General features: G+C 36.8%; 9 protein-coding genes. 3 read left to right on the top strand and 6 right to left on the bottom strand.

Features of this window, described 5'->3' with window-relative positions; all coding sequences use genetic code 11:
* Positions 1-182 precede the first annotated feature (182 nt).
* The gene (locus tag ACE01P_RS04905) at positions 183-1,166 is read left to right on the top strand and encodes a glycoside hydrolase family 43 protein (protein ID WP_379694893.1); all 984 of its coding nucleotides are present in this window, start codon (positions 183-185) and stop codon (positions 1,164-1,166) included.
* A 160-nt stretch (positions 1,167-1,326) separates the two neighbouring features.
* Positions 1,327-1,740: a 3-hydroxyacyl-ACP dehydratase FabZ family protein gene (locus ACE01P_RS04900; protein ID WP_379694891.1), complete on the top strand. Its 414-nt coding sequence runs from the start codon at positions 1,327-1,329 to the stop codon at positions 1,738-1,740.
* Positions 1,741-1,835: 95 nt separating this feature from the next.
* On the opposite strand, the gene ACE01P_RS04895 is transcribed toward ACE01P_RS04900, so the two are convergent.
* The 6 genes from ACE01P_RS04895 to ACE01P_RS04870 form a co-directional block, all read right to left on the bottom strand.
* The gene (locus tag ACE01P_RS04895) at positions 1,836-3,764 is read right to left on the bottom strand and encodes an OmpA family protein (protein WP_379694888.1); all 1,929 of its coding nucleotides are present in this window, start codon (positions 3,762-3,764) and stop codon (positions 1,836-1,838) included.
* A gap of 11 nt (positions 3,765-3,775) precedes the next feature.
* Positions 3,776-4,699, bottom strand: a complete 924-nt coding sequence (locus tag ACE01P_RS04890) for a type IX secretion system membrane protein PorP/SprF (RefSeq protein WP_379694886.1) — start codon at positions 4,697-4,699, stop codon at positions 3,776-3,778.
* Positions 4,700-4,749: 50 nt separating this feature from the next.
* Positions 4,750-14,394, bottom strand: coding sequence for a gliding motility-associated C-terminal domain-containing protein (locus ACE01P_RS04885; RefSeq protein ID WP_379694884.1), 9,645 nt, complete (start codon positions 14,392-14,394; stop codon positions 4,750-4,752).
* A gap of 246 nt (positions 14,395-14,640) precedes the next feature.
* Positions 14,641-15,708, bottom strand: a complete 1,068-nt coding sequence (locus tag ACE01P_RS04880) for a BamA/TamA family outer membrane protein (protein WP_379694881.1) — start codon at positions 15,706-15,708, stop codon at positions 14,641-14,643.
* Between the two features lie 116 nt (positions 15,709-15,824).
* Positions 15,825-17,021 carry an FAD-dependent oxidoreductase gene (locus tag ACE01P_RS04875; RefSeq protein ID WP_379694879.1) on the bottom strand — a complete coding sequence of 399 codons (1,197 nt, stop codon included), beginning with the start codon at positions 17,019-17,021 and terminating at the stop codon, positions 15,825-15,827.
* A 30-nt stretch (positions 17,022-17,051) separates the two neighbouring features.
* Positions 17,052-17,810, bottom strand: coding sequence for an AraC family transcriptional regulator (locus ACE01P_RS04870; RefSeq protein WP_379694877.1), 759 nt, complete (start codon positions 17,808-17,810; stop codon positions 17,052-17,054).
* A gap of 310 nt (positions 17,811-18,120) precedes the next feature.
* Here ACE01P_RS04870 and ACE01P_RS04865 point away from each other — a divergent pair, with 310 nt between their 5' ends.
* Positions 18,121-18,636, top strand: a complete 516-nt coding sequence (locus ACE01P_RS04865) for a hypothetical protein (protein WP_379694874.1) — start codon at positions 18,121-18,123, stop codon at positions 18,634-18,636.
* The last annotated feature ends 12 nt before the right edge of the window (positions 18,637-18,648 follow it).

Below are 18,648 nucleotides of genomic sequence, written 5' to 3'. Positions count from 1 at the left end.
TGAAATTTGGCGATAAAAAAGAGCTTTAAAATTTGGAATTGAAAGACACTTTTTGAAGGGTGAAATTTATTTTTTTAACTTAAAAAAATCTAAATTTTAGCTATAGAGTTTATCTATAATGTGTTTTTAAATGATTGATTTTTAGTGAATAAATAATATTTAGCTAAATAAAAAGTTTAATTATGAAAATTAAGAAATATTTTAGTCTTTTGAGTTTATTTTTTGTTGCATTCTGCTGTGCTCAGCCTCAAAAAACAGCTAAAAAAACGACCTCAAAAGACCAGCCAATTTTGCTTGCTGATCCGACAATTTTTTCCGAAAATGGAGTTTATTATTTGTACGGAACAACAACAGGAAAAACGTCTTTAAACGGAGAAGGATTTATGGTTTATACTTCGACCGATTTGAAAAAATGGAAAGGTCCAGTTGGTGCTCAAAATGGTTTGGCTTTAAAAAAAGGAGATGCTTTTGGAACGAAAGGTTTTTGGGCTCCGCAGATTTTTAAATTTAACGGAAAGTATCAAATTATTTACACTGCCGATGAGAATATTGCCATTGCAACAAGTGATAATCCGTTAGGGCCATTTAAAAGCGATTCTAAGGCTCCAATGTTTAATTTGGGTAAACAGATCGATCCGTTCGTTTTCGTTGATCAGGACGGCAAAAAATACCTTTATCACGTGCGTTTGACTAACGGGAACAGAATTTTTGTTGCAGAGTTGAAAGATGACTTGTCAGGAATTAAAGAAGAAACGCTTACAGAATGCATTTCTGGCGTTCTTCCATGGGAAAATACCCAAAATGTGCCTTGGCCAGTTACAGAAGGCCCAACGGTTTTAAAACACAATGGTTTGTATTACATGATTTATTCTGCAAACGATTTTAGAAATCCTGATTATGCAGTGGGTTATGCAACAGCAAAAAGTCCGTTTGGGCCTTGGGAAAAAGCTGCTGAAAGTCCGATAATCAGCCGAAAAGATGTTGGAATAAATGGAATTGGCCATGGCGATGTTTTTTATGACAAGAAAGGAAAAATGAAATATGTTTTACATACACACTACGACAATAGCACTGATTCACCGCGAAAAGCTGGGATTATTGATATTGATTTTGAAGGAAATAAAATCAAAGCAAATGCTAAAAGTTTTGTCTTGCTAAAAGAATAAAACATATTGATTTTAGGGTTGATAACGGGAAAAGAGATGTTTAGGCATCTCTTTTTTTTTGTTGTATGAATGTGAAACATACAAAAGGATTAACAGAGATATAATTTAAAACATTGCTTATTTCATATCAGATTCGTACATTGGTAAAAATTACAATAACATGACTAAAAAAATAGAAGACTTAATTCCGCACAGGGCTCCGTTTCTTTTTGTTGACGAAATTATCTCTTACACAACAGAGACAATCATTGGTTTAAAGACATTTACAGACAAAGATGCTTGGCTTCAGGGAAGTTTTCCCGATTTTAATTTCGTTCCAGGAACTATTTTAATCGAAGCAATGGCACAATGTGGAGGCGCAGGAATAAAGCTTTTAGGGATCGCAGATGGCGTTTTTGGATTAGTTAGTATGGATAATGTGGAGTTTTTTGGAGGTGTAGAGTTTAATAAACTGGTTAAATTTGTGGTAAAAAACATTCGCACAAGCGAAAAAATTATAAAACAATCTGGTGAAGCTTTTGATGAAGATAAGTTGATTATGAAAGGCGAGTGGATGTGTGTGAAGTTGCAATAAGAAGAAAAAGACTTTATTTAAGAGAAAAGAAGCAAGAGGAAAGACTCGTGCTAGAATTATAAAAGAAAAGCGTCCTAGATATCTAGGACGCTTTTTTACATTTTAGTGATAATGAATTCGCTTCGGCGATTGATTTGATGTTGGGCTTCTGTGCAGGGAACTCTGTTGGAGCAATTATTGATTAATTGGGTTTCGCCATAACCAATTGCACTTTCAATTCTTTCGGGTGCAATACCTTGAGAAATGAGATAATCTCTAGTGGCTTTTGCTCTTCGATCGGATAGTTCTAAGTTGTACTGATCATCTGCTCTTGAGTCGGTATGCGATTCGATTTTAATTACGACTGTATTGTACTGATGCATTAAGAGAACTACTTTATTTAATTCTATTGCAGCATCATAGCGAATGTCGGACTTATCTAAATCAAAGAATATGATGCCGATTTTTATTTTTAAAACGCCATTTTCACGAACAATCAATGCCGGATCTAGACCAACTGGAACTTCTGTTTTTCCAGAATTATTTGGAGTTTTGACTGTCTTAGTATTACTGTTGAAGCTGTCTTTAGAAGCTTCAATGCTATAAGAAGTATTGCAATTTAAAGCTTTGCCAAATTCATATTTTCCATCAATTTGAGAAACGGTTTCTGCTATTTTTTCGCCATTCTGATTTTTTAAAATTACTATAGCGCCCGCAATTTTATTGTTCGAAATAGCATCAAAAACAGATCCATTTATCGACTGATTGCAGAAGCGTTCAAACGAATAAATATCATCATCGCCTTTTCCTGTTTTTCTGTTTGAGGAGACAAAACCTTTGTTAGTTTCTTCGTTTACGATATAGGCAAAATCATCCATATTGCTGTTTAAAGGTGCGCCAAGATTGGCAGGTTCGCTAAAAGCGCCATCATTTATTCGACTTTCAAAAACATCGAGTCCACCTAAACCTAAAAATCCGTCAGAAGCAAAATAAAGTGCTTGATCGGTTATAAACGGAAACATCTCGCGTCCCGTTGTATTTATCTTTTCGCCTAAATTTTTTGGATTTGAATATTGGTTTTCGCCTAAAATATCCACAACAAAAATGTCGCTAGAACCAATTGTTCCTGGCATATCCGAGACAAAATAGAGCTTTTTACCGTCTTTACTGATTGAAGGATGTCCAACTGAGTAGCTGTCGCTGTTAAACGGAACTTCTTTAACATCCTTCCATTGTACGGTTTCATTTGCAGTTTCTACAGCTGTTGCAGTGTAAATTTTTAGATTATTAATGCCTTTGCTGTCTCGTTTCAGTTTTCCGTTATAATTGTTTCGGGTAAAATAAATAGTTCTTTCGTCAGGCGAAAAAGCCACACAAGCTTCATGAAAATTCGTTGAAATTTCTTTTCCGAATCGCTGTTTAGAAGAAACATTGGATTGTGTTTGGTTTATTTTTCCCAATTGCATACTTAAATAAGGCTGATCGTTCCAACCGTATTTGTCTGTTTTAAAATAGGAAGAATCAGAAGTGGTAGAAAACACCAAATCGCCTTTGTAAAACATCGGACCGAAATCGGAATAAGCCGTATTAATTTCTAAATTTTCTAGTGTAAAAGAAGGTTTTATGTTTTCAATATCTTCTAAAGTGGTGTTTTTAAGCGAAAAATTCTGAGCTCTTACATCGGTTGTCTTTTGTTTTGAAGCAAAGGTTTTCATCCATTTTTTAGCCAATTCATAATTCTGTATTCCCTGTAAAGATTGTGCGTAGCGGAAGAAATATTCTGGCGAAATTTCGGTAGGGTAATCAGCTACAAGCTTTTTGTACCATTTGCTGGCATTTTCCATTTGGGTATTGAAGTAATAAGAATCGCCAAGACGCTGCAGCATTTCTCTGGATGGATCACCGTTTTTTATAGAAACCTCATACGATTTTGCTGCTTCTACATAATACATTTTGTCGAAAAGCGCATCGGCTGCTTTGTTCTTGGTTTGCGAATAAATCGTTTGTATAACCAATATAACGAGTATAGTAATTGTTCTTTTCATAGACTATTGTATTAAAAGAATCTAGGTGATTTAAGTCCTTTTTTGCGGGAAACGAGTTCAAAACGAAGCATGATTTCATGTGTACCGCTATTATAGTTCTGCAGTTCGGTTGTAGTATAATCGTAAGCATAACCTACCATTAACATTGGTGAAATTTGTATTCCTGCAAGGGCACTCACAGAATCAGATGTACGATACGATACACCAAGCGTTAGCGCATTATTGAACATGAAATTGGCTGATATATCTCCAATTATTGGTGCTCCAGCGACATATTTGACTAAAACGGCGGGTTTAAATTTGGTATGAGCCGAAAGATCAAAAACGATTCCTCCGATAAGATATAAGTGAATTCTTTGATTGACAAGGTTTTCGCTAATGTCGTCATAAGTGTAGCGTTCTTTTGTCATAAAATTTGGCACGGCAATACCAACATAATCTCTTTCTCCATGCCAGTAAAGACCAGCTCCAACAACGGGAAGAAATTTATTATTGATGTTGTCACGAAATTGAACATCGGGATCTCTATAACTTCCTTTAGACCAGTCAATGTTGATAACGCGTCCGCCTCCTTTTATTCCGAAAGAAAGTTTGTGTGTCTGGCCAGATTGAATGGTATATGAGAAATTGGCATCTAAATATTGTTCTTCTGAAGGCCCGATTTCGTCATTGATGATAGAGATTCCTAAACCTAGATTTTTGGCAATCGGAGTGTCTAATGAAAAGCTTTGTGTATCTGGCGCGCCTTCAAGACCAACCCATTGCGTACGATATATTCCGGTTATGGCCAAATGTCCTAAAGATCCTGCGTAAGCTGAATTGACGGTCATTGTATTGTACATATATTGAGTATACTGCGGATCTTGCTGTGCAGTGGCGGCGTATACAGAAAGTATGCTTATTATTGTGAAAACCTTTTTTATATTTTTAATCATAGCCAATATATTTTGGTTAATCCTATTCTTTTCGAAACTCGTTTATGGTTTTATTTTAGATAAAGCCATCCAGAGGTTTTTTTAGATCCATCTCCCAAATCAAGAATATAGAAATAGGTGCCTTCAGGGAGCGTTTTGGAAGAATTCTCTTCTTTACCGTCCCACGTATTGTTGTAACCTTTTTTGAAATAAACCAAATTACCCCAGCGATTGAATATTTCGAGCTGGTTGTCAGGATATTGGTCGATGCAGTCTATGTAGAAGTAATCGTTTTGTCCGTCATCATTTGGTGAGAATTCATTATAAATCTTCAAACAATTTGGCGCAACTGTCGCGCTAGCTTGATTGTTGCTAGTGTTTGTATCGATTTGATCCAGTTTCGACAAATGTGCCGTATTTAGATAATCTTTAAAATCAACTACTTTAACAATAATAGCAAGTGTTTGTATGGCGCCTTTTGCAATCGATGGAACTACCCAAATTCCTGTTCCATCGTTGTAAGTTCCAGAAGATGCTGTATAACTCACAAATGAATATCCTTTTGGAAGCAAATCCTGAATTTCGACATTCGTAGCGGTTAGATTGCCAAGATTTTCTGCTGTAACCGTAAAAGTAACTTGAGAATACATCGGAACTTCGGTTTTATCTACTTCTTTACGAATGGCAATATCGGTAGTAGGAATAGCGATAGATTCGGAATCTTCGTCGTCTTCGCTTTGATCTCCGTTATCATTGTTAGGCGTACTGTCAGGATCAAACTGATCGCTTGCCGTGACCTGTGCAATATTAACGTAATCAACCTCTTCGAGTCCAAGCGGATTGGCTACTGTGGCATTATAAGTTAGGGTAAGACCTCCAATAGGAACAGTCAAATCGATCCATTTGATGGCATTAAGACTAAAAATACCTCCGTTGGTAATGTTTGAGATGTTTTTGTATCCGAGTGGAATAATATCTTCTACAGCAACACCAGTAGCTTGGGCAGGGCCTTCATTTCCAATTTGAAGGGTAAAAGTCACTATTTCATTTACATTCGGATTCTTATTGCTCACTGTTTTTTCAAGACTTAAATCGGCAATATTCAAGCTTATGGTAATGCTGTCCTGATCGTCTTCGGTCGGATCATTATTGTTTGGAGTTGAATCAGGATCGGGAAGATTGCTAGCAATTATTTCGGCGCTATTAGTATATTCTCCTGACTGTCCAGATGGTTTTTTCACTACTGCATATATTTGAAGTGTTTGTGTAGCTCCGCTATTTACTGCGCCAACATTCCAAATTCCGGTAAGATTATTATAAATTCCGTTAGTTGCTGTATAAGTAGAATAGGCGAATCCGGTAGGAAGAGTATCTCTTACAAGAACTCCTGAAGTGTTTCCAGGGCCATCATTGGTAACCGTAATTTCGAATATGACCGTAGCGCCAATATTATGATTAAGATTGCCAGACAGCGTTTCTTTCTTTAGAGATAAATCGGCTTGCGATACAACTGGCATTACTTCGATGCTGTCATAATCATCTTCTGTTGTAATCGAGTTTCCAGGAGTACTATCAGGATCTGATTGATCTGCGGTCATGACTTCTGCAATATTTAGATATTCATTGGCATTTCCTGTAGGTGCTTTTACCAAAACATTTATAAGTAGGGTATGGCTGTTTCCTGGTAGAATAATCCCTGGAAGCCATTCTCCCGTATTAGGATTATAACTTCCTGATGAGGCATTATAGAAAATATAATTAAAACCAGAAGGAAGAAGGTCTTTTACCATAACGCCGCTGGCAATATTTGGGCCAGCATTTCGGACTGTCACAGCAAACGTTATTTCAGATCCGATTGCAGGTGTTGTATTGTCATTAACTACTCTTTTTTCTAAAGATAAATCGGCAACGGTATTGATAGGAGTTACAGCTACAGAGCTCATATCATCTTCGCCAACTACACCATTATTAGGAGTTGAATCTGGGTCAAATTCGTTTGAATGATAGACTTCAGCTATATTGTTGTAAACGCCATTATTCCTTACTGTAGCTCCAATTAGCAGCGATTCAGAATCTCCGCTTGCAATAGTTCCTACTGTCCAGATTCCTGTTAATTCATCATAAATACCTGCGGTTGAGCTGTAAACTGTGAAATTGTAACCGCTAGGAAGCAAATCTTTTACTTCAACGCCTGTAGCAGTTTGTGGTCCAGAATTATCGACTTTAATTAAGAATGTTATGGTTGCACCAAATACAGGACTTAAATTACTTCCAACAACGGTTTTAGATAAAGATAAATCTGCAATAGCAGAAACTGGAATAGTTGTGGCGGTTGCATAATCGTCTTCGGTCGTTACTCCGTTATTTGGAGTTGAATTGGGATCTGGCAAACTGCTGGCGGTAACCTCGGCAACGTTTGTGTAATTTCCAGAAGTATTTACAATAGCCGTAAGTTGCAGTGTTTGAGAATCTCCATTTACCAGTGAACCAATTGTCCATCTACCATTTACACTGCTGTAAGTTCCTTTTGTTGCTGTAAAACTGCTATAAGTGTAACCTGAAGGAAGCAAATCAGTAACTTGAACTCCAGTCACATTTTGAGGACCATTGTTAGTAATAATGATTTCAAAAGTTACTGGCGTACCAATTAAAGGATTGGATTTATTTACTGTTTTAGTTAATGAAAGATCCGAATATTGTGGATTTGGAATTGTTGAAACAGAAGCATAATCGTTCTCAGTTGTTACTCCATTGTTTGGTGTTGAGTCGGGGTCAGGAAGATCTGCGGCAGTTACTTCTGCTACATTTAGATAATTTCCTGTTGCATTAACCGTGGCAACAATTTCAAGAGTTTCTAAGTTTCCGCTTATTAAATTCCCTACATTCCAGAGTCCAGTCAAAGGATTGTAAGTACCTTTTGAATTGGTAAATCCTACGAAGGTATATCCAGACGGAAGTAAATCGGTTATTTCAATTCCGGTATTATCGTTTGGACCATTGTTGGACAATATAATTTCAAAAATAACCTGAGACCCTACAATTGGTGTGGGATTGTTTACTGTTTTGGTTATCGATAAATCAGAAGATTGCACAATCGGAGTTGTTCCTGCCGAAGCATAGTCATTTTCTGTTGGAACTCCATTATTCGGAGTAGAATTAGGGTCGGGAAGATCTGCGGATATTACTTCTGCAACATTTAGATAATTGCCAGTATCATTAACTGTTGCTACAATCTGCAACGTTTCAGAGTTCCCATTTAGCAAACTTCCTATTACCCATAATCCAGTCGTTGGATTGTAAGTTCCTGTGGTAACTGTGGCTCCAGCGTATGTATAACCAGAAGGTAATAAATCTGTAACTCGAATTCCTGTGTTATCTTGAGGGCCATTATTTGTAATAATGATTTCAAAAGTTACAAGAGAACCTACTACTGGTGTTGCATTGCTTACCGTTTTGGTCATCGCTAAATCTGAAGATCGCGGTATGGGAGTTGTAGTTGCTGTTCCATAATCATCTTCTGTAGGAACACCATTATTTGGCGTTGAATCTGGATCAGGAACACTGCTGCTGGTTACTTCGGCAATATTGGTGTAATCTCCAGAAGGATTTACAGTTGCGTTTATCTGTAATGTTTCAGATTCACTGTTTTCTAAAATATCTAAAGACCATATACCTGTTATTGGGTCATAAGTTCCACTTGTCGAATTGAAATTCAAAAAAGTATAACCAGATGGCAAGAGGTCTTTTACGGTAACTTGTGAAGCATTTTGGGGACCGCTATTGGTAGTTATAATTTGAAAAGTAACTAATGAGCCTACTAATGGTGTCGGATTATTGACGGTTTTTGTTAATGATAAATCTGCAGAAGGCTGGATAGGAGTAATGATAGCATTGTCTTCGTCATCTTCGCTTTGATCTCCGTCGTCATTATTGGGCGTACTGTCAGGATCAGGCAAACTGCTTGCCGTAACTTCTGTAACATTCAAATAATTTCCTGTCGGAAGAACTTTCGCATCAATAATAAGAGATTCTGAAGCTCCAGCATTTATAGTGGCTACGTTCCAGATACCTGTAGTATAATCATAGAGTCCGTCGCTAACGCTGTAATTTACAAATTCATAACCGCTTGGGAGAAGATCTTTTACTAAAACCCCATTAGTGTCATTTGGTCCTTTGTTTGTGATAATAAGTTGAAATGAAACTTGAGTTCCTATTACAGGGCTTGTGTTTCCGCCAACTATTTCTTTGGTCAATTCAAGATCTGCTGTTGGAGGTATAAAGGTAAAAGGAGCATTGGCTTCATCATCTTCACTTTGGTCACCATCGTCATTATTAGGAGTTGAATCTGGATCAGGAAGATCACTGGCTGTTACTTGAGCAATGTTTAAATATGGACCTGATGGATTAACAGTTGCTCTAAATGTTAAGTCAAATGATGAATTAGTTGCGAGAGTTATATTCTGCCATGTGAGATCACCGTTTGCAACATTATAAAAACCATTATTGGATACAGAACCCGGAATTATTGTAAAACCTTCAGGGATAACGTCTTTTACAGCAATTCCAGTAGCATTTCCGGGACCATTATTGAGAAGATGGAGTGTAAATAATACTTGATCTCCAGCTGCAGCAGAATTTGGAGAAACTGTTTTCGTCAATTCCAAGTCGGCTTGTTTCAAAGTAACGGTTGCACTGCTCATATCATCTTCTGGCAATCCATTTCCAGGGGTACTGTCTGGATCAAACTGTTTCGCTGTCTGTATTTCGGCTACATTTATATAATTGGCAGATGTCGCTACATTTACTTTTGCTGTAATTTGAAGAGTAATTGTATTTCCATTATTTAAATTTCCAACATTCCAAATTCCTGTGGTTCTGTCGTATTTTCCGCCGCCATTATCACTTACATAAGTATAGCCAGATGGCAAATGCTCAGAAACAGTAATACCGGTAGCATTATTTGGACCGCTGTTGGTTACAGAAATAGTAAAAATAACATTATCATTGATGCTTACAGTAGCAGGCGAAACCGATTTATGAAGTGATAAATCGGCTATATCGAGAACTATTGTAGCACTGCTTTGGTCATCTTCAGCAGGATTTTTATTGTCTGGTGTGCTGTCTGGATCGAATTGATCAGAATGAATAACTTCTGCAGTATTAGTATAAGAAGGCGTTGATAGAATAGTAGCTTTAAACTGTAAAGGGATAATATTACCACTCGGAATTGTTAAACCACTCCATGTAATAGTATTGTCGCCAACATTATAGATTCCTGAATAAGTAACTGATCCAGGAACAATAGCATAACCTAGCGGAATATAATCGCGTATTGAAACATTGGTAGCGGTAACAGATCCGCCTAGAGCATTGTTATTAAAAACATTTATATTGAAAGTAACTACATCACCAACGCTTCCTGTTGTGGGAGTTACTGTTTTAGTTAATTCTAAATCTGCGATAGCAAGTATAGTAAGTATCATGTTATCTGATGAAACAGTACAATTTCCATTGGTTACACTCCATTGTAGTGTATAAATGCCAGAAACAGTTCCAGTAACAGATGTTGTTGGACTAGAGGGATCAGTAAAACCAATTGTACTTGGGCCAGAAATTTGTGTCCAGCTTCCCGTACCGATTGTTGGAGCCACGGCATTCATATTGATAGAAGAAAACTGAGGTACGATTTGATCTGGTCCTGCATTGGCAGTTGAAGGTTCTGCGTATATCGTGACAAGAACAGTATCCTCAGAAATACAGCTAGTTGAAGCAGTTGTAGTGACAGTCCATTTAAATTCATAAACGCCAGGTATTAGTCCAAGCATTAAAGAGTTTTCAAGATTTGGAGAGGCAATATTGGCTGTGTTTGGGCCAGAAACCTGTGTCCATTCTCCAACGCCTGAGGTTACTGGTACGGCATTCATCGTAGCGGTGCTTACATTACAAATTTCCTGATCGGGACCTGCATTAGCAACAGATGGTGGTACATCATTAAAAGTAATAGAAACTTGGTCTGAAGTTGGTGCGCATAAAGACGAACCAGTAAACGGACCATTTGTAACAGTCCATGTTAAAGTATAAGTGCCTAAAACATTGATATTCGATAAAGTGGTAACAGGACTATTAGGATTGTCAATTACCGCATTTCCTCCGGGAGGCTGTGAAGCAAATGTCCATGTTCCGATACCAACTGCAGGAGGAACAGCAGCAGTTTTATATGTGGTCTGACAAGCTACAGTATCATCTGGTCCTGCATTTGCGGCACTTGGAGGTGCATTCATTTCTATTCGAACAATATCAGAAAGAGATCGGCAATTATTACTTTCAAATACCCATTCTAAAATATAAAGCCCTGGAACAGTTAAATTTGAGACGGTTGTTAAAGGCGCTGAAGGAGTATCAATAACCGCAACACTTCCTGCAGGCTGATAAACAAATCGCCATTCAAATACGCTAACATCTGAAGGAGGGACATTTCCGCTCATTATAGCAACACCGTTAACATCATTGATACATAAAGTCTGATCTGGCCCTGCATTCGGATCTATACTAGCGCCATTGTAGATGGTTACATTTACAGAATCTGAAGTTCCGACACAAGTATCGCCATTAGGAAATGTATTTGAAGTAGTGGTGTAAGTGAAAACATAACTATTTCCAGGAATTACAGTTGCATTAGCAATATAACTGGTTGATGGCGATTGAGTAATTACAACATCGGTAGTGTTTCCAGTTGTGCTTGTCAGTGTCCATGTTCCCGTTGAGTTTTCATTGGCAATAAGTTGTACACTAGTAACATCACAATGCGTTTGATCAGGACCGGCATTTGCTGCTGGATCAACCACAACTATCATATCATCAAAACTGCCAGGGCATAAAAAGATGCTTTTTGCAGTTATTGTCCATCTAAAAGTGTATGTTCCAGCAACTAAACCAGTAATTACAGAATTTGGATTAGAAGGATCAACTATCAATGGCTGATTAGGAGCACCAGTAAGTACAGACCATTGTCCTAATTCGAAGAAACTGTCGTAAGTGCTTCCGGCCATTGTCACACTAGTATTATTACAGACATTTTGATCAGGGCCTGCGGCGGCTGGATGAGGAGGAATTCCTATAGTTAGATTAATATCATCAAATGCCTGACCGCAAATATCCGCATCAACGGTCCATCTAAAAATGTAGTAACCGCTAAAAGTAAAAGTGAAAACTGCATTTGGATCATGAATGTCACTGATGGTGTAATTTCCAACCCCAGAAATTCTGCTCCATGTACCAATTGATCCGCCACTTTGTGTTGCAGCCATCGTTAGCGTATTACCACAAATTTCTTGATCAGGACCTGCATTAGCGGCAGGTGGAGTTTCTGCAACAGTAATAGATACGCTACTTTGACTAGGAAGACAAGCTCTCAATCTTGTAGTAATTGACCATGTGAAGGTATAAGTTCCATTTCCAGGAACGGTGACCATTGTATTAGGATCATTTTCATCGGCAAAAACAACTCCTGTTGAAGGTGTTACAGTCCAAATACCAAATTCGCCCAATGCTGGAGTGTTCCCGCTAAGGTTAAAAGTTGTGGTTCCTGACGTATAACAAGCATTTGGTCCAGCGTTAGATGTAGTTGGAGCGACAGTATTGTCTGTGAGAATAATTACTGTATCAGTAACAGAACTGCCACAAGAAGGGCCAGGGTGGGAGTAAGAAACTGTCCATTGCAATTCATAGGATGAACTTGCTGTCAAAAAACCACTTGCAATGGCATTCGGATTATTTATATCAGAGAATGTAATAGTATTAGGTCCCGAAAGCTGACTCCAAGTCCCCATTTCACCTGGCCCAGGCGGAGCTGCGCTAAGCGGTACAAGAGAATTGGCACAAACCACTTGATCGGTTCCTGCGTCTACATTATCTATTGTAGTGTCTGAAACATAAACTGTAACCGTTGCTACAGAAAATCCACAAGTAGCACCACCGCCTTTTGTAATATATTGAAAAACATATGTACCCGAAATAAGATTGCTTACAGGCGTATCAATGGCAAAATTATCTGCAATTACTGCGGTATTCGGACCACTGAGTTGGCTCCAAAAATGCAATCCGTCATCTGTGCTTACTCCAGAAAGAACAGTAGTAGTGTCACCGCAGGGCAAACTGACATCGGTTCCAGCATTGGATGGAGTAGGATCGCCCGAAACTAAAATATTTAAGGTGTCAAAACCATAATCACATTGCACCGTTAAAGCCCCAGTCTGTTTTCTGATAAATTCAACCGTATAGTCTCCAGGCGCAGTAAGGGTTAAGGTAAGTGAATTTCCAACATCTTGCAAAGCCGTTGGAAAAGGAGCTAAAGGCGAGAGCGCAGGGCCACTCACAATTCGATATTGATTGGAGCCTGTTCCAGTTACAGCTAGCGGAATTGTAAATACGGTTGCATTACAGCTTCCGACGATATCATTTCCATTATTGGCAACAATTGTTCTGGTTGGGCCATTATATTGTACGATATAATCTTTGGTGAAAATACATCCCGTATTATTGTTCGTTAAGGTATATCGAAATGTATAAGGAGCACCTGCAGATGAGATATTCGTTACTAATGTTGTCGGATTTGTTGGTGAAACAATTACGGCGCCAGCTCCTCCAGAAATTTGTGTCCATGCTACAGTTTCGCCTGTGTATAAAGGTGTTTGAGCAACAAGAGTGACCTGATTTACGGTATTATCACAAAAGAAAATATTTTCATCTCCTCCAGGAAGTTTGGTAACATCCTGTGTTGCAGCTGGTACATTAATTACTACTGTGTCATTTCCTGAAGCGCATGGGCCTGTTACAGTCCATCTGAAAGTATAAGTTCCTTGAACTAAATTGGATACGCTTGTGTTATTAGAATTTGGACTGCCGATTGTTGGAGTATTTGGTCCCGAAACAAATGTCCATTGACCGTTTTGACCATTAAGTCCGCAGCCGCCGTATGTGCCGCTTAAGTTAGTTGATTGTGTGGTTGTATAACAATTGCTTAAAGTTTGATCTGGACCAGCAGAGACAGGTTTTACACCGCCATAATTGGTTACAGTAATCTGCGATGTAGTTCTGCAGCGCTGTCCTGGTGCAAATTCTGGGCCTTCAATAACCCATTGAAGAGTTGTAACTCCACAACTTGTTGCTGGTAAAGTAATGGTTGAGGTAGCTAAATTTGGAAAATTAATGACAACTCCTGCATTATTTGTTCCTACGATTTCCCAAAATCCAGTTTCTCCAGTATTTTGTGGTGCATTTGCAATGATTGCCAACGTACCATTATTATTAGGACAGCTTGCAATATTTGCCCCCGCATTGGCTCGAGTTATGGGTTTTACATTAACTACTTTATCTTGGTAAGATACTATTCCGTCAGAACAAGTTGCGCTGTATCTAAAAATATAAGTATTGTCTCCAGTATAACCCGAGATTGTTGTGGTTGAACTTGTTGGAGAATTTATGGTTACTGCAGGTCCAGAAATTTGTGTCCATTTTACAGTTCCGATAATTGGAGTAGGATTATTTCCAGTTAATACTAATGCATCAGTTTCACAAATAGTTACGTTCAGTACTCCAGCATTTACACTACAGTTTTGCGCATTGGTTTGAAAAGTAGCTAGAAAAATTAAAATTGCTGCGAAAAATAGTTTTTTAGATAAAGTGTAAAATCTCCAAGAAAAGTAAAACTGTGCCATAAGCAATTGGGATAAAAGGCAGCACAAGAAATAGATAACCACCTTACATTAATAAATTGTTTTAAGCATTAATTTGGTATTGAGGTTAAAAAAATCTGAAGGGGTACTCAAATTTAAAGAAAGATAACTATGAAATATTTTTTTTGATGTTGCATATTATAAAATGAAACCAGAAAACTGATGATGAAACAATAAAAAAAAGCTCTAAACCAAAGATTTAGAGCTTCCTTAAATGTTTTTCTAAAATTAAAAAGCCTCGCCGATTCTAAAATAAATCCCCCAGTCGCCTTTACCAACTGCGCCGTCTAAACCGACATTAAATTTTGATTTTTTGAAAGGATTGTAGCGATAACCAACACCGCCTCCAGGATACATTTTCCAATCGAAACTTGGAGTGTCAGAGCCATAAATTGTTGCAATACCAAAGAATCCAACCAACCCCATTTTCTTGGCAAAGTTGTAACGGTATTCGCCTTGAACATCCATCAATCCGGAACCTCGGTATTTTCCTTCCGAATAACCACGAATATCAGTTCCGCCAATTGTGCTTTGCTGTTCAAATGCCACATTTCCAAGACCGAATTTGCCATAAAAACGAGCCGCAATTACATCTTTGCCTTCGCGATTTTGAAAATATTTATTGGCTTGAAATGAAATACGATTAGACGCTAGTTCGTTATCTAGAAATTTAGGATAAGTAGACCAATCCATTTTAATTTTATAACCTTGAGTAGGATAATAAACGGCATCTCTAGTGTCATAAAGCAAATTAAAAACCACTGCATTAGAATGAGAAATAGAAGAGGGAGAAATGTTATCTTCATAAACCGTATTATAATGAGCAAAAGTATAAGAAAGACCGCCGTAAAACTTTCCAATAATTTTACGTTGTCCGCCAACACTCAAAACAGTTGTTTTGGTTCCGTAATCATAAAAATCAGGCTGGTCAATATCATCAACATAAAACTGTGAATTCTGATTTCCAGTAAAAAAGAAAAGTTTCAAACGCCATTTGTCTTCATTCAAATACCATTTATTGAAAAATGCCAAAGCATACGATTTGTTTGTAGTATAAATGGCCGACATTCCAGATAATGATTTTGGCGAAATAGTATCGGCTTGATTAACTCGATACATCATCATCGGAATGGCACCAAACATAAACTCTAGATTTCTATTATAACTTATATAGGGCATCACTCTCAGCTCAATTCTCTTTTCTTTTGTTTTTTTCGGAACAGAATCAGTTGTTTTTTGTCCGAAAGAAGAATAAACAAAACCAGCGAAGAAAAGTAGGAATAGAAAATGCCTCATGATATAAATTTGTTTAGTGAAACTTATATGAAGTTTATAAATACTTCGACAACGTTTTTCAGATACTTGTAAATTTAAATAAAAATTGTAAGTAATTGAAATAAAAATAGTTGCCTCTAAAAGGTTTTGCTAAATATGGAAAGCAGTTTTTCTAAAGCATTTTCAGCATGAAGCTGTTCGCCGTTTTTTAAAGTATTTTCTAAAGCCTCAGCAGCCCTTTTCAACATTCGTTTTTCAAAATAAGAAATAGCAGTTTTTAAATCTGAAAATTGATTGTTTGTTAAACATTCAGAAAGTTCAAAAGCATCGAACATGGCCAAATTAGCGCCTTTTCCAGCAAAAGGAGGCATTCGATGCGCGGCATCTCCAATAATGGTTACACTTTCCTGAGTTTCCCAAGACTGATTTTGAGGAAAATGATATTGCGGACGAAGTATAAAATGCAATTCTTCACTTGTGAAAAACTCATGCCATTCAGAACTCCAATCGCTATAAACGTCTTTAAACCAATCAAAAATTTTTTGATTGTCTTTAAAATCGAGATCATTTTCTGCAATCCAACTTTCTGGAATTTTACTGCTGAGTAAAAACATCAAAGAACCGTCTCCTTTTGTTCCATACATAATGGTTTGTTCGTTTCCTAAAGCCAAGACTTTCCCGCCTTTAGAAAATTCAAAAAGATTTGGAGCGTTTTCTTTGGCATTATAAATTGTGCCTTCAATCATCGTAATGCCAGAATAAATAGGTTTTTGTGTGCTTATATAAGGACGAATTTTAGAATTTGCTCCATCTGCACCAATTACCAAATCGGCATAAGCACTTTTTCCGTTGTTAAAGAACAATCGCCAGCCATTATTTTCTTTTTCCATAGAAAGAAATTGACTGTCCCAAACCATAGTTTCTGGCAAAAGCGAGTGCAATAAAACAGCTCGAAGTTCTGAGCGATCTATTTCTGGACGGGGTTTCGAAATATCTTGAAGAGAATCTTGATTATGGTTTGAAATTTCTTTAGAAGAATTTTTAGTAATCGTATGTTCATCAAATTTCAATTCAAAATTCTGATTTACAATTCGGGCTTTGCTGGCATTTGGGCGAATATTTTTGTAGAATTCATTTAATAAATTCGCTTTTTCCATGGCTATTAAACCTGAATCTTCATGCAAATCTAATGGTGAACCCTGAACGCGAACTTCTGCGTTGAGGTCTCTTTCGTAAACTTTTACATTAATATTCTGAAGTTGCAAAAGGCGAGCTAAAATCAAACCGCCCATTCCGCCGCCAACAATGGCAACTTGTTTATTTTCTAGTAACATAGTTTTGTATTTAAAATCTATGTCGCAAAATTATTTAGACGAAAGAGCCGATAATAGTATAAATCGGTCGTTTTTATTTTGAAAAAGTTCCTTTGGCAACGAACCCGAAATTTTCTTGATTTCTTTAATGAAGTGCGTTTGGTCTGAAAAATTCTCCTCTGGAAAAAGTTTTCCTTTTGCAATATGCTCCAATGAAGCGCGAAAACGAAGAATAGAGCAATATGCTTTTAATGAAAGACCAAAATACTGATTGAAATAACGATTAATTTGACGGCTGCTCCAGTTAGATTGTTCTGATAATTCTTTTACCGTCAGATCTCCGTTGTTTTCATAAATAAGTCTGAATAGTTTTTGTTTGCGCTGATCGATTTCCTTTAATAATAAGGACTCAATTTTTACAGCTGCTTTTTCGTAAAACAATTCAAAATCATCTAAATCTTTTTCATTAAAATCCCAAAAGTGGTTTTCGAGTAATTTTCCTGAATTCAAAATTGCAGCAATGCTTTCGTGAAAAACATATTCAACAGCAGGAAGTTTAAAGCTGATTACAAAGGTTAGACTCTTCGCAGGAATTTTTCCTTTTTCATATTGCTGAGTTCCTAAACCCAAAATCCGAATTTGAAAAGGAGTTTCGGCAGTTTTTATTAAAGACAAATCTATTCGTCCGTCAGGAAGGCCGATGGTTTCTAGAGTTTGATCCGATTTATTTTCCATGCACCAAAAACTATCCACAAAATCTGAGAGTTTTTTGTTGGGTTTAATGGATTTGTATTCTAAATCGTTAATCATTTCGTCAAATTTAAAGCGAAATTATACAATTTGTTAATCATTTTTCAAAAAACAGAACAGCTTTAAAAAGGCTGTATTGAGGTTTCTAATTTCAAAAAAATGATGAGGAAAAACTTAACATTGGGTAAAATGTTGATTTTTAAATAAATACGAAGGTTTTTTCTTCCCAATGAAAAACTTAACATTGGCGAATAGGTTTTTCAATCTATCTTTGTTTATTATTTTTTGATGTTAATTTAATGATTTAATAACATTGAAAATTAGTTTAATCAAAAATAAATTTAATTAATTTCTTAAATTTAACAAAATAATGACAAAAGAAGTGCTTACTAATGAAATCGATCAGGAAGTAGAAGCTGCTCCAGTTATCTCAAACGAAGAAAGCGAACAGAAAGATGCTTCAGTTTCAGAAACAGAATCGGCTGCTGATACTCAAGAATCTAAGCCAAAACCAAAAAGAGCTCCTAAAAAAGTAGCAGAAAAAGAGGTTGTAATCGCAGAAGAAACTGTAGCAACATCTCCAGAAACTGAAGCAGGAGAAGAAATTGTATCTGAAGCTGCAGAAGAAACATCTGATGAAAACCAAGAGAAATCGAAATCTAAAAAGAATAAAAAGATGAAAGAAAAAGAGAAAGAGAAAAAGAAAAAAGTAGCTAAGAAAAAAGAAAAAGCAAAAGACAAAAAAGCTAAAGCGAAAAAAGCAAAACTAAAAGCTCAAGCAAAAAAGAAAGCTAAAGCGAAAAAAGCAAAGGATAAAGCAAAAGCTAAAAAGATTGCTAAAAACAAAGCAAAAAGATCTAAAGCAAAAAAGAATAAGAAGAAATAATTTTCTGACAGT

It is taken from the genome of Flavobacterium sp. HJSW_4, assembly GCF_042436695.1.
GTDB lineage: Bacteria > Bacteroidota > Bacteroidia > Flavobacteriales > Flavobacteriaceae > Flavobacterium.
The sequence above is the reverse complement of the archived record's forward strand: the minus strand, read 5'-3'. Positions and strand labels throughout refer to the sequence as shown.

What these genes read in the sequence shown, in the direction of transcription:
- ACE01P_RS04895 (WP_379694888.1), bottom strand. Translation starts at nt 3,764, where the DNA reads ATGAAAAGAACAATTACTATACTCGTTATATTGGTTATACAAACGATT.
- ACE01P_RS04885 (WP_379694884.1), bottom strand. Translation starts at nt 14,394, where the DNA reads ATGGCACAGTTTTACTTTTCTTGGAGATTTTACACTTTATCTAAAAAA.
- ACE01P_RS04870 (WP_379694877.1), bottom strand. Translation starts at nt 17,810, where the DNA reads ATGATTAACGATTTAGAATACAAATCCATTAAACCCAACAAAAAACTC.
- ACE01P_RS04905 (WP_379694893.1), top strand. Translation starts at nt 183, where the DNA reads ATGAAAATTAAGAAATATTTTAGTCTTTTGAGTTTATTTTTTGTTGCA.
- ACE01P_RS04875 (WP_379694879.1), bottom strand. Translation starts at nt 17,021, where the DNA reads ATGTTACTAGAAAATAAACAAGTTGCCATTGTTGGCGGCGGAATGGGC.
- ACE01P_RS04865 (WP_379694874.1), top strand. Translation starts at nt 18,121, where the DNA reads ATGACAAAAGAAGTGCTTACTAATGAAATCGATCAGGAAGTAGAAGCT.
- ACE01P_RS04900 (WP_379694891.1), top strand. Translation starts at nt 1,327, where the DNA reads ATGACTAAAAAAATAGAAGACTTAATTCCGCACAGGGCTCCGTTTCTT.
- ACE01P_RS04880 (WP_379694881.1), bottom strand. Translation starts at nt 15,708, where the DNA reads ATGAGGCATTTTCTATTCCTACTTTTCTTCGCTGGTTTTGTTTATTCT.
- ACE01P_RS04890 (WP_379694886.1), bottom strand. Translation starts at nt 4,699, where the DNA reads ATGATTAAAAATATAAAAAAGGTTTTCACAATAATAAGCATACTTTCT.